Source organism: Candidatus Baltobacteraceae bacterium, from assembly GCA_036559195.1.
Lineage (GTDB): Bacteria > Vulcanimicrobiota > Vulcanimicrobiia > Vulcanimicrobiales > Vulcanimicrobiaceae > JALYTZ01.
Genome location: DATBTN010000038.1, coordinates 1 through 17,246 on the forward strand (window position 1 = coordinate 1; position 17,246 = coordinate 17,246).

15 protein-coding genes are annotated in these 17,246 nt (G+C 63.1%); 10 read left to right on the plus strand and 5 right to left on the minus strand.

Features of this window, described 5'->3' with window-relative positions; all coding sequences use genetic code 11:
* From VIG32_04360 to VIG32_04385, 6 genes are all read left to right on the plus strand, one after another.
* Positions 1–948 (plus strand): aminotransferase class III-fold pyridoxal phosphate-dependent enzyme (locus tag VIG32_04360; GenBank protein HEY8297239.1); only part of this gene is annotated, 948 nt, incomplete at its 5' end.
* Positions 945–2,042: an 8-amino-7-oxononanoate synthase gene (locus VIG32_04365; GenBank protein ID HEY8297240.1), complete on the plus strand. Its 1,098-nt coding sequence runs from the start codon at positions 945–947 to the stop codon at positions 2,040–2,042. The genes VIG32_04360 and VIG32_04365, both read left to right, overlap by 4 nt.
* Positions 2,024–2,668, plus strand: a complete 645-nt coding sequence (gene bioD / locus VIG32_04370) for a dethiobiotin synthase (GenBank protein ID HEY8297241.1) — start codon at positions 2,024–2,026, stop codon at positions 2,666–2,668. The genes VIG32_04365 and bioD overlap by 19 nt, the downstream gene beginning before the upstream one ends.
* A gap of 9 nt (positions 2,669–2,677) precedes the next feature.
* The gene (bioB, locus tag VIG32_04375; protein HEY8297242.1) at positions 2,678–3,661 is read left to right on the plus strand and encodes a biotin synthase BioB; all 984 of its coding nucleotides are present in this window, start codon (positions 2,678–2,680) and stop codon (positions 3,659–3,661) included.
* Between the two features lie 161 nt (positions 3,662–3,822).
* Entirely contained in the window at positions 3,823–5,307 is a 1,485-nt protein-coding gene (locus VIG32_04380) for an aminotransferase class I/II-fold pyridoxal phosphate-dependent enzyme (GenBank protein HEY8297243.1), read from the plus strand.
* A gap of 624 nt (positions 5,308–5,931) precedes the next feature.
* Positions 5,932–7,497, plus strand: coding sequence for a R3H domain-containing nucleic acid-binding protein (locus VIG32_04385; GenBank protein ID HEY8297244.1), 1,566 nt, complete (start codon positions 5,932–5,934; stop codon positions 7,495–7,497).
* Positions 7,498–7,814: 317 nt separating this feature from the next.
* Here VIG32_04385 and VIG32_04390 read toward each other — a convergent pair whose 3' ends face one another.
* Positions 7,815–8,480, minus strand: coding sequence for a hypothetical protein (locus VIG32_04390; protein HEY8297245.1), 666 nt, complete (start codon positions 8,478–8,480; stop codon positions 7,815–7,817).
* 28 nt (positions 8,481–8,508) lie between these two features.
* On the opposite strand from VIG32_04390, the gene tmk reads away from it, so the two are divergent.
* Together tmk and VIG32_04400 are read left to right on the plus strand one after the other, a co-directional pair.
* Positions 8,509–9,117 carry a dTMP kinase gene (gene tmk / locus VIG32_04395; protein HEY8297246.1) on the plus strand — a complete coding sequence of 203 codons (609 nt, stop codon included), beginning with the start codon at positions 8,509–8,511 and terminating at the stop codon, positions 9,115–9,117.
* On the plus strand, positions 9,114–10,127 hold the full coding sequence (locus VIG32_04400) for a hypothetical protein (GenBank protein ID HEY8297247.1): 1,014 nt from the start codon (positions 9,114–9,116) through the stop codon (positions 10,125–10,127). Before tmk ends, VIG32_04400 begins: the two co-directional genes overlap by 4 nt.
* Here VIG32_04400 and VIG32_04405 read toward each other — a convergent pair.
* The 3 genes from VIG32_04405 to VIG32_04415 are packed head-to-tail and all read right to left on the minus strand — an operon-like array spanning position 10,124 to position 13,743.
* On the minus strand, positions 10,124–12,262 hold the full coding sequence (locus VIG32_04405; GenBank protein HEY8297248.1) for an FUSC family protein: 2,139 nt from the start codon (positions 12,260–12,262) through the stop codon (positions 10,124–10,126). The genes VIG32_04400 and VIG32_04405 overlap by 4 nt on opposite strands.
* The gene (locus VIG32_04410) at positions 12,240–12,944 is read right to left on the minus strand and encodes a hypothetical protein (protein HEY8297249.1); all 705 of its coding nucleotides are present in this window, start codon (positions 12,942–12,944) and stop codon (positions 12,240–12,242) included. The genes VIG32_04405 and VIG32_04410 overlap by 23 nt, the downstream gene beginning before the upstream one ends.
* 1 nt (position 12,945) lies before the next feature.
* Entirely contained in the window at positions 12,946–13,743 is a 798-nt protein-coding gene (locus tag VIG32_04415) for an S-methyl-5'-thioadenosine phosphorylase (GenBank protein ID HEY8297250.1), read from the minus strand.
* A gap of 49 nt (positions 13,744–13,792) precedes the next feature.
* Here VIG32_04415 and VIG32_04420 point away from each other — a divergent pair, with 49 nt between their 5' ends.
* Positions 13,793–15,421 carry an ABC transporter substrate-binding protein gene (locus VIG32_04420; GenBank protein ID HEY8297251.1) on the plus strand — a complete coding sequence of 543 codons (1,629 nt, stop codon included), beginning with the start codon at positions 13,793–13,795 and terminating at the stop codon, positions 15,419–15,421.
* A gap of 20 nt (positions 15,422–15,441) precedes the next feature.
* Here VIG32_04420 and VIG32_04425 read toward each other — a convergent pair whose 3' ends face one another.
* Entirely contained in the window at positions 15,442–15,906 is a 465-nt protein-coding gene (locus tag VIG32_04425; GenBank protein HEY8297252.1) for a bifunctional nuclease family protein, read from the minus strand.
* Between the two features lie 99 nt (positions 15,907–16,005).
* Here VIG32_04425 and ychF point away from each other — a divergent pair, with 99 nt between their 5' ends.
* Positions 16,006–17,100: a redox-regulated ATPase YchF gene (ychF, locus tag VIG32_04430; GenBank protein HEY8297253.1), complete on the plus strand. Its 1,095-nt coding sequence runs from the start codon at positions 16,006–16,008 to the stop codon at positions 17,098–17,100.
* Positions 17,101–17,246: the final 146 nt, after the last annotated feature.

Consider the following 17,246-nt stretch of genomic DNA (forward strand, 5'->3'; position numbering starts at 1 on the left):
CGGCTGACGGCGCTTGCGCGCATGGACTACGCGTTCTTTTCCGGCGACGGCGCGAGCGCGATCGAAGTCGCTTTGAAGATGGCGTTGCAGTACTGGCAGAACGTCGGCGAGCCGCAGCGCACGCGTTTCGTGCGTTTGACCGATTCCTATCACGGCGATACGGCGGGCGCGATGAGCGTCTCCGATCTCCCGCTCTTTAAGGCGCGTTTCGGCGCCGTCACATTCGACACGCTCGAATACGGTGCGATTCCCGGCTTGCTCGATCGCGACGATATCGCCGCGATTATCATCGAGCCGATCGTTCAGGCCGCAGCCGGCATGCGAATCGTGCCGACCGCTACGTACGAACACCTTCGCAACGTCAAACCGCTGCTGGTGGTTGATGAAGTCGCGACCGGCTTCGGCCGAACGGGCGCCATGTTCGCCCACGAACATTTGCGCCTGGAGCCCGACGTCGTCTGCGTCGGCAAAGGACTTACGGGCGGCACGCTGGCGCTCTCGGCGACGCTCGTGACCGAGCGGGTCTACGACGCATTTCTCGGGACGCACGCGCAGATGAGGCAGTTTTTTCACGGCCACTCGTTTGCCGGCAATCCGATCGCCTGTGCGGCGGCGCTCGCGAGCCTCGATCTTTTCCAGAGCGAAGGTACGCTCGAGCGCGCGCGCGTTCTCGCCGCCGAGCTTGCGGTGCGGCTGGACGCGTTGCGCGTGCATCCGCTCGTGCGCGAAGTGCGTCAAGCCGGGTTGATGATCGGTATCGAATTGCGGGCCGAGCAGATCGAATCGCGCGGCTCGTTGACGCCGGCCTGGCAGATCGCCGATTGGCTCTACGAGCGCGGACACTTTACGCGTCCAATCGGCGACGTGGTGCAGCTCGTTCCGCCGCTGGTTAGTTCTCGCGACGATACGTTCGCTTTCGTCGACGCGCTCGAAGCGGTTCTCGCGTGAGTTATCTCGGCCGGGTTGAAGAAGAACTCGCGCGGATCGCCGATCGCGGGCGGTATCGCTCGATAGATGCGGACGAACCGCGCGTCTTCGCCGATTTTTCAACCAACGACTATCTGGGCTTGGCGACCGATTCGCGCATGATCGAAGCGATGCGGACGGTCAAACGCGTGGGCGCGGGCGGCGCGCGGCTATTGGGCGGGCGTCACCGCGAGCACGCCCTGCTCGAGACCGATATCGCGCGCTGGACCGGGCGCGAACGGGCGCTGCTCTTTTCATCGGGCTATCTGGCGGCCGCCGGCGCCGTTTCGGTGCTCGCCGGGTTTGCCGGTATCGCGTATTCCGACGCACTCAATCACGCGTGTTTGATCGATGCGCTGCGCGCGAGCAAACTCGAACGCGTCGTCTACCCTCACGGCAAGCTTCCGCCGAAAGCGCATCGCCGCAACGGGGCGCTGGTGGTGACGGAATCGATCTTCGGCATGGACGGCGATGCGATCGATCTGCCGGCGATGCTTGCCGACTTGCATACGGAGGACATCCTGCTCGTCGACGACGCACACGCGCTCGGCGTTGCGGGTGACGAAGGCGCCGGCCTCGCGCGCGCGCTGCAAGACGATCGCGTCGTCGTAATGGGGACGCTCGGCAAAGCGATTGGGGCCGCGGGCGGTTTCGTTGCCGGTCCGGCGCGCTTGATCGAATTGCTCGTGAATTCGGCCCGGACGTTCATCTTCGATACGGCGCTGCCGCCGCCGATCGCGTTTGCGGCACGGGTCGGCGTGATGCTCGCACGAACCGCCGACGATCGGCGCCAGCGCCTCCATGCCAACGTCGCGCGCCTCCGAGCCGGCCTGCGGGAGCTGCGTCTGCCGGTCATCGATGACGCAACGCCGATCGTTCCGATTGTGCTCGGCGACGAACGCCGCGCGCTGGCCGTCGCGAAGGCCTGCCTGGAAGCCGGCGTGCTCGCGCCCGCGGTTCGGCCGCCGACCGTTCCGGCGGGAACCGCGCGTTTGCGCATCTCGCTGCGCGCCGATCATACCGGCGAACAGATCGCGCGGCTCGTGGAGGTGCTCGCTTGCAACGTTACCTCGTAACCGGTACCGATACGGATGTTGGTAAAACGCGGCTTACGGCGGCGCTCGCCAAGGCGCTCGTCGATGCGGGGCGAGCACCGACGATCGTAAAACTCGTTCAGACCGGCTTGCCGCCGGGCACGCCCGGCGATGCGGCGAACGCCGGCCGGCTTGCCGGTGCCCGTCACCTCGAACTCGCGCGATTTGGGAAACCCGCCGATCCGTGGTCGGCCGCGCTCGCCGAGGGCACCCCCGCGGTTCGCGCTGAGGATCTTCGCGCCGTCATCGACGGCATCGAGGGCCCGCTCGTTGCCGAAGGCGCGGGCGGCCTGGCCGTGCCGCTCAACCGGCTGCAAAACTTCGGCACGGTCGCGCAACTTGCGAAACTGCGCGTGGTGCTCGCCGTGGGTTTGCGGCTCGGTTGCATGAACCACGCGCTCCTGACGATCGCGCTGGCCGAAGGGCTCGGTCTCGAGTTTGCCGGCGCGGTACTGGTGGACCGCTTCGAAGTCTCGGAACCTGCATATATCGACGACGTCCGCCGTGCATTGCAGGGAAAAATCGAGATACTTGGCATTCTGCCGTTTGAACGCGACGAGGCCGCCTCGGTGACGGCCGGCGCGCGACTCTTCACCCGCCTGATCTAAAGGACCGTCTTGGCTCATCCCGTGATCGAACGCGCCCGCGAACGCGTCTTGGAAAAGCAGCTGCCCGCGGATCGCGAGCTGCTGACCCAACTCGTCGCCTTACCGGGAAGCGACGTTGCCGATTTGCTCGTCCTCGCCGACGAGGTACGCGCCCGGTACTGCGGTAACGGCATCGCCGTCGAGGTTCTCTATAACGCCAAAAAAGGCGGCTGCTCCGAAGATTGCAACTTCTGCTCGCAGAGCGCGCGCTACGCCTCCGACGTCGACGCGGAGCCGCTCAGTTCGGTCGAGGGATTCCTCGAGGCCGCTCGCGACGCGCAGGCCCGCGGGGCGAGCGAACTCTGCATCGTGGTCGCCGTTCGAGGCCCGTCCACGAAGCTGCTCGATCGCGTTTGCGAAGCCGTACGCATCATCAAGCGCGACTATCCGCTCAGCGTTGCGGTCTCGCTCGGCATTCTGCGCGAAGACCAGATGCGCGCGCTGCTCGAGGCCGGCGTCGACAAGGTCAACCACAATCTCGAGACCTCGCGCCGGCATTTTCCGAGCGTCTGCACGACCCACAGCTACGAAGAGCGTTGGGAGACGTGTCAGCTCGTTAAAGCGTTCGGCCTGGAGCTGTGCAGCGGCGGCATCGTCGGTCTCGGCGAGACCGTCGACGATCGGATTGAATTTCTGGCTTCGCTTCAATTGCTCGAACCCGAAGAAGTACCGATCAATTTCTTGAATCCGCGCCCGGGTACGCCGCTTCAGGACCAGTCGCTCGTCGAACCGGTCGAAGCCCTGCGCTTCGTTGCGATGGCGCGCCTGGCGTTGCCCAAAGCGCTGATCCGCTTTGCGGGCGGCCGCGAAATCACGCTGCGCGGTCTGCAGGACCTCGGCATGCGCAGCGGCGCGAGCGGGATCGTGCTGGGCAATTACCTCACCACGTCGGGCCGCCAAGATCTCGACGACTTTGCGATGCTCGACCGTCTGGGCTTCGAGGTCATGAGTTAGGTGAAGCACCACCGGGTGCACGGCCGCGCGATTCGCAAAGCGGCGTGGTTAGTCTCCCATCATTCGGCCACCGCAAAGGGACGCGCGCTCTAGCACGATCGAGCGCACGCGCGCCAATTGCTTTTGCACGCCTCCGGCCAAGCCGGATTTTGGAGTGTCAGGTGGATCAGACCAAAGCCCCCTATTTTCAGGCGCTGCTCGACTACGTCGATGCGGGCGTCATTCCGTTTCATACGCCGGGCCACAAACAGGGCATCGGCATGGATCGCGCGTTCCGCGAATTTATCGGCGATAACATTTGCTCGATCGATCTCACGCCGATGCCGGGAATCGACGATCTCTTGCAGCCGACGGAGTCGCTGCTCGAAGCGCAGCAATTGGCCGCCGAGGCCTACGGCGCCGATCGCAGCTATTTCCTGATCAACGGCTCGACCAGCGGCAACCAGTGCATGATGATGGCCGCCGTGAACCCCGGCGATAAGATCGCGGTTCCGCGCAACGCGCACAAGTCGATGCTCGGCGGATTGGTGATGAGCGGCGCCCATCCGATCTACATGCAGCCCGAAGTAGACGACGCGCTGCACATGGACAACTGCGTCACGCCCGAAACGATCGCGCGGACGCTCGAAGAGCACCCCGATATCAAGGCCGTTTACGTCGTTAGCCCGACGTACTACGGCGTCGCCGCCGATCTCGAAGCGATCGTGCGCATCGCTCACGATGCCGGCAAGCTGTTCTTGGTTGACGAGGCGTGGGGACCGCACTTTCAATTCCATCCGGCGCTGCCGATCTCGGCGACCCAGGCCGGCGCCGACATGTGCATCAACTCGACGCACAAGATGCTCTCGGCTTTCTCGCAGTGCGCGATGCTGCATCAAATCGGCTCCCGCGTTCGCGTCGATCGGCTCGAAGCCGTGCTCAAGATGTTTCTCTCGACTTCGCCGAATCTGCCGATGGTGGCTTCGCTCGACGTCGCGCGGCGACAGATGGCCGTCGAAGGCGCGGCGCTGCTCTCCCGTACGATCGAACTCGCCGAAGAAACGCGCCGCCGGCTCAACGAAATCGACGGCATCTACTGTTTCGGCGAAGAACTCGCGGGCCGTCCCGGCATGTTCGCGCTGGATCCGACCAAGATCACGATCACCGTCAAGGATCTCGGCTACACGGGGTACGAGGCGTCGGAACTGCTGCGCCGCCGTTACAACGTGCAAGTCGAACTCGCCGATCTCTTCAACATCGTCGCGCTCATCACGATCGGCACGAGTGCCGACGCCGCCGACCGGCTGGTCTTGGGCATGTCCGAGATGGCGCGCGAGGACCGCGCCGTCGATATGTTCTCGCCATCGGGCGTGCTCGAGCGGCGGTTGAAGACCGGCACCTACAAGCTGCCGAAGATTCCACCCATGCGGATGCTGCCGCGCGAAGCGTTTCTCGCCGACACCGAGTTCGTGAATTTCAAATCGAGCAAGGGCCGGATCTGCGCCGAAACGATCTCGCCATATCCGCCGGGCATCCCGGTCATCTCGCCCGGCGAGGAAATCACGCCCGAGATCATCGACTACCTCGGCCTCGAACTCAAGGCCGGCGTCCGCATGCAAGGCCCATACGACAAGGAGCTTCGCACGATCCGCGTGGTGAAGCGGTAAACCCATGACCGGCATTTCCGTACTGGCGCTGACGATAATGTTGAAAAACCCAATCTTCGAACCGCGTAGATGCGACGATTCGCGCTTCGCGATTGGCCTCAGCCTGCCTCAAAAACGGACGCTGCATCCATACGGCGACACGATCGTGAAGATACAACGTGTCTCGAGCTCCGATGAAGTCATCGGATACGTCTACACGACGGCAGATGGCGAGCGCTTTTTCGGCGCGCGCCCGGTGCGAAATCCGGTAGCGTCTTCGCTTCCGGCACTCTTCGGGCACTTCTATCGATCCCAACGATCGGCCGTGTTAAACGGGTCGGTAGTTTTGGAAATCGTACCGGGAGACCCACGTCTCGCGCGGTACCGAACGACCCCCTGCGTCGCTGCCGATCTACGCGGGCACGTATGAGTCACCCGAACTAGCGCTAAGCCTGCGGGGCTGACCGGCAGAGCGTTCCGGATGCGAAGGTTGCTTGGATTGCTTTACGATCACCTAAAAAATAGGTGCAGGGCCGGCGCCCAAGGATGGGAAAAAGAGTTAAAACGCTCTGGAGCTCCGCAAGGACGCGGAGAGTGTCGCCGGGCACAGGATGTGCGCCAAACGGCGACGAGTGAGGATCACTGTTGGCGCTTAAAGCCGAGTCCATCTCTCCGGGCTGGGAACTCACCCAACTCCTCGATATCTTCCCGCTTCCCATCAGGCAGTCGCTCGTGCGGCTTCCCAACCTCGAACATATCATCGAGGTCGTTTTGGATTTGGGACGCCCCCCGGAAGCCCGTTTTGAAAACGATTTCGTCTACCTCTCCGACACGTCGGTAACGCAAGAGGATATCGCGCACGTCTGTACGCGCCTCTCGCCGTTCGGCGCCGACAATCGCGCGGGTATCGAGCAAACGCTGCATCGAATCAGCGCGATCCGCAATCGCACCGGAAAGATCGTCGGTCTCACCTGTCGCGTCGGACGCGCGGTATCGGGCACGATCGATATCATTCTCGATGTCTTGCGCAGCGGTCAGTCCATTTGCTTACTCGGGCGCCCCGGCGTCGGAAAAACGACCATGCTGCGCGAATGCGCGCGCATGCTCGCCGAAGATCGAAAACGCGTCGTCATCGTCGACTCGAGCAACGAGATCGCGGGCGACAGCGATATTCCGCATCCGGGCATCGGCACGGCGCGGCGCATGCAAGTCGCCGATCCCGCGTTGCAACACTCGGTGATGATCGAAGCGGTCGAAAACCACATGCCGCAGGTGATCGTCATCGACGAAATCGGCACCGAGGCCGAAGCTCAGGCCGCGCGTACGATCGCCGAGCGCGGGGTGGCGCTCATCGGCACGGCGCACGGCCAATCGCTCGAGAACCTGCTGATGAACCCGACGCTCTCGGATCTGGTCGGCGGGATCAGCGCGGTGACCCTTTCAGACGAAGAAGCTCGCCGCCGCGGGACGCGCAAAACCGTGCTGGAGCGAAAAGCACCGCCCACCTTCGACGTGCTCGTCGAGATTCAGGAACGCGACCGGCTCGCCATCCACAAAAACGTCGCCGAAGTCGTCGACGCGTTGCTGCGCGGCTATCAACCGCAGCCCGAGGTGCGCCAGCGCACCGCGAGCGGCGAGGTGACCGTCGTACAGGAAGCCGATCCGGAGTCGATGCCGCAGATCGCGGCGTCGGCGCACGCGCACCACCTTCACGAGGATCCGAGCGAAACCGACGAACACGATCGGCCGCTGATGATCTTTCCGTACGGCGTTTCGCGCAATAAGATCGAGCGTGCCATCCACAACCTTCGCGTGAATGCCGTCATCGCACGCAATTGGGACGACGCCGATGTCGTTCTCACGCTCAAGACGCTCGAACGCAAGGAGCAGCCGAAGCTCAAACAGATCGCTTCGGAGAACGTTCCGATCTATTCGATCAAGACCAATACGACCACGCAGATCCAGAGCTGCCTCAAGGACGTATTCAATCTGCCCTCGATCGATAACGAAGAGATCGCTCTGCGTGAGGCTGAAGAAGCCGTCTATCAGGTGCTCCTCAACAGCCAGTCGATCGAACTCTCGCCGCAAACATCGTACGTGCGTCGCATGCAGCATCAACTCGCCGAGAAATACCGCCTGCAATCGCGCAGCACCGGCCTAGAACCCAACCGTCGCGTAAAAATCTACAAGACCGGAGAAGCGTTAGTCTAAGCCCCGTCTCTTGTCATGGTGACAAGCTCCATCCTTCGACAAGCTCAGGATGACAAAGGCGTGGTGTTGCTGTTGTCATGCTGAGTTTGTCGAAGCACGCGCTTTGTCGTGTTGCGCCTTGGCCAGGTACGCGCCGTTGTCATGCTGAGCTTGTCGAAGCACGCGCTTTTTCGTGTTGCGCCTTGGCCAGGTACGCGCCGTTGTCATGCTGAGCTTGTCGAAGCACGCGCTTGTCGTGCGCGCCCGTCGGAGCGTGTGTCCTTCGACAAGCTCCGTCCTTCGACAAGCTCCGTCCTTCGACAAGCTCAGGATGACAATTAGGCTAGTTTTACGGTACCGTCGTCGGTGATGAGGAAGGGGGTGTCGTAGGGGACGACTTCGTCGTTGATGACGATGCGGCTGTGCACGCTGAAGCGGTGCGCGGGCGGAGCGCCGGCCTGTTTTTGCAGGCCGCTATAGAAGAGTTTCATTAGCGGAATTTGGCCGTTCTTTGGTTCCTCGAGTTTGCGTTGGGTCACCAGCAGAGCGACGATCTTTTTCTGGACGGCGAGTGGAAGCAGCCGATAGGCGTCGTCGGGGCGGTCTTCCACGGGCTTGCGCTCCGCCGGTTCGGGCGCGTCGTTGACGTAGCGCACGACCAGGTCCCAATGATCGGCGGCGATTCCCACGAACTCCACGGCGTAGCGGTGCCAGAGCTTGCCCTGCTGTTGGATCCGGTCGCTATTGACGACGCGCACCCGCACGGGAATCTTCTGATTGCGCAGCCCTATCGTGATCGCGAACTCCTGCGATGGAATCACGACCGTGATGGCAAAAGCGAAACCGCGGGGCGAGACTTCCATGCCCACCCCGGGCGTGATCCATTTGGGTTCGGTCTCGGCCTGGTACCAGACGTGAAACTTCCCAACGCGCCGATCTTCCTTAGCGGCACCTCGGTTGGTAAACCACGAAATGACGTCGCCGAGCATCGAGCCGGAAGTCATAGCTTAGTCATCGTTGAAACGTAGCGAAATGTTTATTTCCTTTGAGGGCATCGAAGGCAGCGGCAAGTCGACCTTGCTCGCGGGCGTGGCCGCGCGTCTCCGTTCGGAAGGCCGCGAAACCCTCGAAACACGCGAGCCGGGGGGTACTCCCGCCGGCGAAACGATTCGCCGGCTGTTCCTAGAGCCCGGCTTGCGGATCGATCCCTTGACCGAAACATTACTGATTAACGCGTCGCGCGCGCAGCTGGTCGCCGAGGCCATCGAGCCCGCCCTGGCCCGCGGCAAGACGGTGCTCGTGGATCGCTACGTCGATTCCACCCTCGCCTATCAGGGTTACGCACGCGGTCTCGATCTCGCCACGGTCCGCGGCATTTGTGAGGCCGCCACGGCCGGGCGATTGCCGGAACTGACCCTGCTCGTCGACATCTCGCTCGAAACCTCACGCGCGCGAGTCGCCGCGCGCAACGGCGCCGCGGATCGAATAGACGCCCAGGATCTCGCCTTTCACCGGCGCGTTCGCGACGGGTACCTCGATCTGGCTCGCACGCAGCCGCGTATCGTGCTGCTCGACGGCGAAGCCGAGCCCCCGCGCGTGCTGGAGGCCGCGATGCGCGCGATCGCGCGGGTAGCGACGTGAGTGAATTAGCCTTCGACGTGGTTGGCGCCGCCGGCCCGCGTGCGTTTTTCTCGCGTCTGACGAAAGCCACGATCGCACACGGGTACCTCTTCACCGGTTCGCAGGGTATCGGAAAGAAAACGTTTGCGCGCCGGCTCGCGCAATCGCTGCTCTGCGAAGCGCCTAAAGACGGCGTGCTCGGGTACGACGGCACGTGCGCGTCGTGCCGGCTGATCGGAAAGACGGAGACGAGGCATCCCGATCTGCTCGAGAGCGTCGGCGCACTCAAGATCGGGGACACCGATTCGCCGCTCGGCTTTCACGAAACCGACGAGATGACGGCACGCGATCTCGTCCGCCAGCTCTCGCTGCAGTCGTACGCCGGCGGATTTCGCGTTTTCGTGCTCGGCGACGTCGATTTTGCGACGCATCACGCGGCCAACGCGCTGCTCAAGTTCTTCGAAGAGCCGCCTCCGAAGGTCGTGCTGCTATTGACGACCGCCATGCCGGGACGTCTGCTGACGACGATTCGCTCGCGATTGCTCGAGATACGATTTCCAAATCTACGCACGTCCGAAGTCAAAGACGTTCTGCTGCGCCAAGGCATCGAGCAAGAGCGCGCGAGTTTGGGCGCGTCGCTCTCCCAAGGCAGCGTAACGCGCGCGCTGGCGGCGCTGGGCGACGAAGAACAGCTGCGTTCGCAAGTTGCGGCCTGGTTCTTCGACGTGGTTGCTGGGCGGACGCCCGAGCAGACGTGGGCGACGCGCGAAACGCTCGATGAAGGACTCGAAACGCTCAAGACCCTCGTGCGCGACTGGATCGCCATCGGCAGCGCCGGCGCCGGAGCGCCGCTGCTGGCGGTCGACTACCGCGCCGAACTCAACGCCCTCGGGGCGACGGGCGGCGACGAAGCCGGTGCGCTGCTGACCAAGTTGACCGACGCGCAACGCCTCGCTCGTACGAACGTCAGCCCGGCGATGGTCGCCGAAGGCGTTCGCATGGCGCTTTCGGGGAAAGCGCGAGCGCGCTAACGCTTCTCGAGAACGTGAGCCATCGCGTTGATGCTGTCGACCAGCAGATCGGTCTCCGAAACGAGCGCGGCGACGCCCGCGTTGTGCTCGTCGTCGAGCAATCGCCGCAACGCGATCTGCATCTCGCGCAGCGGCGGCAACGGCTGGAGCGGGCCGGCCGCGCGTAAAGCCGACGCTACGATCGCGAGACCGCGATCGAGTTCCCGGACGAGCGTATCGAAGGCCTCGTTCGGGGCGACGCTCGAGCGCGGCAAACGCGATTGCAATGCCAAGACGGCTAGCCCGACCCGGCGGCTCGCGGCGAGGATTCCGAGCGCCTGTCGCACGCCCAGCGCGTACGAATGGACCGGCTCGTTCAACATGCGGTCGGCCGATGCTTCGGCGTTGGAGCGCGCCAGCCACGCGGCCAGCTGGGTGCGGTGAATCTCCCGCTCACCGGCCTGCGCCGGATTCGCATAGGCCTCGAGAACGAGGCGCATGTGCGCCCGCTGCGCGTCGAGCAGATCCGCCAGCTGCGCCGCGACGCGCTCGCGCTCCCAAGTCGGCCAAACGAAGTATGCAGTCAGCGCGAGGGCGCCGCCGAGCAGCGTAGCGATGACGCGGTCCAGGATCGCCGAGTGCTCCGGCAACCCGCCGAATGCCAGCAGAAACACGACGTATCCGGTGATCGTGACGGTATAGATGGCGTAGTTTACGCTGAAGATCGTGTAGCCGATGGCCGCGAAAACCAGCGCGCCTACCAGCAAACCGACGGGTCCCGGATGCAGCGTTGCCGCGATCGACGATGCCAGTAACGCGCCCGCGAGCGTACCCGCGATGCGCGCTACGCCGCGCACGAAGGTCGTGGCAAAGTCCGGGCGCAACACGAGCGCCGCGGTGAGCGCTATCCAGTATCCGCGCTGCAGCGGCAAGACGTTTGCGAGAACGTCGGCGACGCCGAGCGTTGCGGCCAGACGCACGGCGTGCTGCGCGAACGGCGAGCCCGGCGAGCAATTCGCGCGCAGCGTAGCCAGCGCTTCGCGCGCGATAAACGGCGAGTACGAAACCATCGGGCCGAGAGCGGCGCCAGCGGACTTATCCTTGCGAAAGGCCCCGGCCGGCAGACATGCGGCTCGCCAAGCGGCGCGCAACTGGCCGAGCAGCGCGTGCGCGTCGCCGACGGTTTGCCCGGCGGCGATCGCGGGATCGGCCGCCGTTTTCCGCTCGATGGCGGCCATGCGCGCGTCGAGCGCGGGCCAGAGCCCTTCGCGTTCGTGTGGAGCGCGCGCTTCGTCGAGCGCGCCGGCGATCTCGATCACGATATCGTGCGCTGCGGAGCCGAGTTCGCGGACGTCGTCGGAGGCATCCCGTGCCCCGGCGGTCTCCAACAGGTAACGATCGACGGCGAGCGCCGCGAGGGTCGCGCGAATGCGCTCGGCTTCGAGAAGCAAGGCACGAAACGCGGCGACTTCGCCGCGCCGCGCGAACGGTTGCGGATCCTCCAGCGTATCGTGAACGCTGGTAAACGTCGTCGGATCGGGTGGGGCGAGTTTGACGCGCGGAATATTGCTCGCGTAAGCCCCGAGCGAGCGATAAGCCTTCGCCAAAACGCTTCGTTCCGCCGAAAAACGTTGGAACGGCCAAACGATCACCAGCAAGACCGTTTGCAGAACGCCTCCGGCAAACACGTAGAGGCCCTGCTCCGCAGCCTCTAGCGGCGTGAAATGAAATTGCCCGAAGATCGTGATGGCGAGCACCGAGTTCAATCCGATCGCCGTCGCGCTCGCGCCGAGCGAAGCCAAGATCCCGACGGCGAGTGCCCAGAGAACGGTTACGGCAACGTGGAGCACGGGGCTGCCCCCGCCGCTCGCGCTGCCGACGAAGGTGGCGACGCCCATCGCGGCCGAGGCCAGCAGCATGGTCGCGGCACGCGTCCGATAGACGCCTTGGCGCGATGCGAAACCGACGACGATCGCACCGATCGAGACGGCTACGCCGTCGGCGGGCCGATGCAGCAGCAGCGAGGCAACGAGCGGAATCGCAACGCCGATCGTGCAGCGCAGGCCGAACCATAGCTCGACACCCGAGCGGTCGATCTGCGCGGATTGCCGCAGGATGCGGCCCGCAACGCTCCTACCAGCGGCGCCCGAAGGCAAGGTCCGCGTACTGTTTTGCGACGACGAGTGCGACGTAGCCGATGGCAACCGAGGGCAACAGTAACTGCAACACGATCGCGCCGTAGCCGAGCGCCGAACCGAACAGCGGCAGCAGCATAAAGCCGATGTAGAAATACACGAAAAGGCTGACGATCGTTAGGATCGCGGTTGCGAGCGGCTCGCCGCGCGCCCGGCGAATCGAGATCGAGAATACCTCGGCGCTATACGCGCCGCCGATCGCCGCCGCGGGCAACGCATAGATCAGGAAGAACGTGGCGACGGCTGCGAACAGGGAACTGCCGACGGCGCCAAAGATTCCGCCGATAAGCTGCGCGATATAGATTAGGAAATAGAAACCGAGCGTGGCGATGAGGATGTTGCCGGCCTTTCGCCGAGCCTCGGCCCAGGCGTTGCTTAAGTTCGCGCGATTGTGGCGCCATGCGTCGTCCGCGAAGATCAACGCCACGCCGAACGAAAAGCCAAAAACAAGTTGCGAGATCAGCCCGAAGATGCTCGCACCGGCGCCTCCGAGCGGATCGGTGAACGGCCCGCTGAGATAACTCAGCAGCAGGCCGATCACCGCCGCGACGAACGGTGGAACGAGCACGCCCAGATTGCGTGCGTACACGGGCAGCGCTTGCACGTAGAGTGCCAGATCGAGCTTCTGCCCCCGTAAATTCATGCTACCCTCTGGCGCCTTCGAGTGCGTGGTGGCACGAGCAGTCGGCTTTGATGTCGGTCTGCTCGATGATCTTGTAGATGGCGTCTTTTACCCGCGCGTTGTTCTTATGGAACACTTCGATCACTTCGTGATGCGAAACGGGGGCCATGCCGTCGAGGCCGACGTCGTAATCGGTGATCAGCGAGATGTTTACGAAGCACATCTCAAGCTCGCGGGCCAGGTAGCTTTCGGGATACTGGGTCATGTTGATGACCTCCCAGCCCTGGCTTTGGTACCATTTGGATTCCGCTCGCGAGGAAAAACGCGGTCCTTGAATGACCACCACGGTGCCGCGATCGTGCGTCTCGATGCCCAGGCTCTTGAGCGCGCCGACCGCGATCGGCCGAAGCGTTGGGCAGTACGGGTCCGCGAAACTCACGTGCGTCGTGATCGGGCCGTCGAAGAACGTATCCTTGCGGCCGCTCGTGCGATCCACGATCTGATCGCAGACCACCATCGAGCCGGGCGCGACCTCGGTCTTGAGCGAGCCGCAGGCGTTGGGTGCGATGATCCGTTTTACGCCGAGCATGTGCATGGCGTAGAGATTCGCACGATAGTTGATCGACTGCGGCGGAAAGCGATGATCCTTGCCGTGTCGCGGCAGAAACGCGACCTTTTTTCCTGCAATCTCCCCGAGGGCGACCTTATCGCTCGGGGCGCCGTACGGCGTTTCGATCCAAACCTCGCGGGCGTTCTCGATCAACGAGTAAAAGCCCGATCCTCCAAATACGCCGATGTCGGCGCGTTCTGTTGTCTCCATGGTGGCCTCTGGTTCGAGGTAGCCGGTGCGGCCCCTCGAAGGAAACGCCATGAACGTGCGAATGAGCGCCGTCGCGGCGCTCGCCGCCTTGCTGACTGCTTGTACGAACGCCGGATCGCGCGATGCGATCGTCGACGGCCGTCATGCGTGGAGCGTGCCGCACGTGCTGCGCTTCGCCGACGTGGCCGATCCCGATCGTCTCAATCCCTATGCATCGACGATGGACATCACCTACGATATCTCGTCGATGATGTATTCGTATCTGGTGGTCGCCGACGACCGCGGCCGGCTCGTCGGCGATCTCGCGACGGCCGTGCCTTCGCTGAAAAACGGCGGCATCTCGAAGGACGGAACGACGTACACCTATCGCCTCCACCGAGGCGTGACCTGGCACGACGGCGCGCCGTTTTCCGCGGCGGATGTAAAGTTCTCTTGGCAAGCGGTCGTCAATCCACGCAATAATACGCTGCATCGCGAAGGCTACGACCAAGTTGCTTCGATCGAAACGCCGGATCCGCTCACCGTCGTCGTGCATCTCAAGCGCCGTTACCCGCCGTTCGTTACGAAATTCTTCGCACCGCTGCAGGAGGGCGGCAAGGGGATTCTTCCCGCCCATCTGCTTGCGAAGTTTGCATCGATAAACGACGTCGCCTACAACGCCGCGCCGATCGGCACGGGTCCGTTTAAGTTTTCGAGATGGGACCGCGGGCGGCAGATCGTGCTCGTTCGCAACGACCGGTATTTTAAGGGCCGGCCGAAACTTGAGAAGATCGTGTTTAGCGTTATTCCCGACGATAACACCATGCTTGACGAGATGCGACTTCACCACATCGACTTAATTACGTCGCCGCCGAGCCCGTTCTACGAGCAATACAAGCGTCTGCCGAACGTCGTCGTCCAGACCGCTCCGTGGAACGCGCAGAGTCTCTTGCTCATCAATAACGCTCGTCCGGGATTGAACGATTTGACGGTGCGCAAAGCCATCTCGCTTGCGATCGACTACCATGCGATCGTTCGGAAATTGACGCACGGGGTCGGCGAAATCGCGCGCGATATCATCCCGCCGACCGCGATCGGGTACACGGCAAACGCGCCCTATCGGTACGATCCGGCGCAAGCGAATCGATTGCTCGACGCGGCCGGCTGGCAACTCGGCTCGGACGGCGTGCGATCGAAAAACGGCGTTCGCTTGGATTACGTGATGGATCTCATCGCGGGATCCGCCAATCAGCGTGCGATCTCGCTGCAGATTCAGGCGTACATGCACGCCATCGGCGTGCGCCTCGCGCTCAAGCCCTATGCGTACAACTCCGTGTTTCTGCCGACGGGGCCGATCTACTCGGGCACGTACGATTTTATCGACTATTCGGAGACGCTCAACTGGGACCCCGACGAACTCTTTTACCTCGGCTGCGATTACCGCTATCCAAAGGGCGAAAACGTGTACCGGTACTGCAACCCGAAGGTCGACGCGCTCGAAAAGGCGGGCTTAAAAACCGACGATCCCGCCGCTCGCGCGGCGATCTATACGAAAGCGCAGCGGCTGATCCACGCTACGATCCCGTACATTCCGCTCTACGAAACGCGCCGCTTGATCGTCCGTTCGCCCGATATTAAAAACTTCAAGGTAAACCCAACGAGCACGCCCTGGTACAACGTCTGGCAGTGGGATATTTGATCCGAACCCGAGCGATTGCCTTAGCGGTTGAAATCCGAGGGTTTGAGTTCCTCGATAAAGCGGCGGAATCGCTCGACGTCGGCTTCGTCGGTCTTTTTGTCGGGGACCGATTCCTCGAGCACGATCTTATCGGAGACGTAGATCGGCGCGCTCGCGCGCAGAGCGAGCGCGATGCCGTCGGAGGGGCGTGCGTCGATCTCTTGCAGTTCGCCGTTCGTGCGCACGATGAGCTTGGCGAAGAAGGTCGACTCGCGAATGTCGTGGATCACGACTTGCTCGAGTTTCGCGTCGAGAGTATCGAGAATCGAACGCATCAGATCGTGGGTGAGCGGTCGCGGAACCGGGGCGCCTTCGAGCGCCAACGCGATGGAGGTTGCTTCGAACGGCCCGATCAAAATCGGGAGGAAGCGCTTGCCATCCATGTCTTTGAGGATGACAACCGGGTCGTGCGTGAGCAAATCGATACCGAGCTTGTCAACCTTCATCTGCCGCATACCGTGACTTAATCCTACGCGCTCAGTAACAATCCTGGCGTCGCTCCAAAGGTCGCGCGGCTGCGGCGGCCGAACGGAGCGCGGTTCATTATGGCTCTATCGTGCGGTATCGTCGGCCTGCCCAACGTCGGCAAGTCCACCATCTTCAACGCTTTGACGCGCTCGGCGCAGGCGCTCGCTGCGAATTATCCCTTCGCGACGATCGAGCCGAATATCGGCGAGGTCCCGGTCCCCGACGATCGGCTTGGTGTCCTGCGCGACCTGCTCGATTCCAAATCGCTGGTGCCGGCCACGGTCCGCTTCGTCGATATCGCCGGTTTGGTTCGCGGCGCGAGTTCCGGCCAGGGGCTGGGTAACGCGTTCCTCAGCCACATACGCGAGACCGATGCGGTCGCAATGGTGGTGCGCTGCTTCGAAGACGATAACGTCACTCACGTTGAGGGCGGCCCCGACCCGCGGCGCGACATCGAGATCATCGGCATTGAAATGGCACTCGCGGACCTCGCAACGCTGCAGAAGCGCCTCGACAAAATCGAGCGCGAAGCCCGGGCCAACCCGAAGGTCCGCTACAAAGTCGACGCCGTAAAGGCGCTGATCGCCGCGCTCGAAGAGAACAAGCCGGCCCGCGCGTTCGCGGCCGGTTCGCCCGAGGCCGAGATGGCCGCCGAGTCGTTTCTGCTCACGGCCAAGCCGCTGCTCTACGTGGCAAATATCGATGAAGAGCAGATCGGCAACCCCGGGCCCTTGATGCGCGCCGTCGAAGACGTGGCGGCCGCCGAGGGCAGCCCCGTCGTCGCGTTTTGCGGGAAGGTCGAGGCGGAGCTTGCCGGGTTGACCGATGCCGAGGCTAAGGAGTTCTGCAGCGAGTTGGGCATCGAGCGTGGCGGCCTCGACCAGCTGATCGTGACGGCGTACGACCTCCTGGGCCTCATGACGTTCCTGACGGCCGGCGAAAAAGAGGTCCGCGCCTGGACGATCGACCGCGGAAGCAAGGCACCGCAAGCCGCCGGTAAGATCCACAGCGACATCGAGCGCGGCTTCATCCGGGCCGAGATCGCCTCGTACGGCGACTACGTTAGCTATAAGACCATAGACGCGTTGCGGACCGCCGGACTCCTGCGAAGCGAAGGCAAGGAGTACGTGATGCAAGAGGGCGACGTGGTCAACTTTAAGTTCAACGTCTAGCTATTCCCATCCGCGAAATCCCGATTACGACTTTTTTCGCATAGGGAATTGCAAGCTTCGGCCCCAAACGTAACGGGTTTGGTTTTTTTCTGGAGGCTCTAACGCTCTATGACGACTGCTGTGCGCGAAGTCTCGGTGTTCGGCGA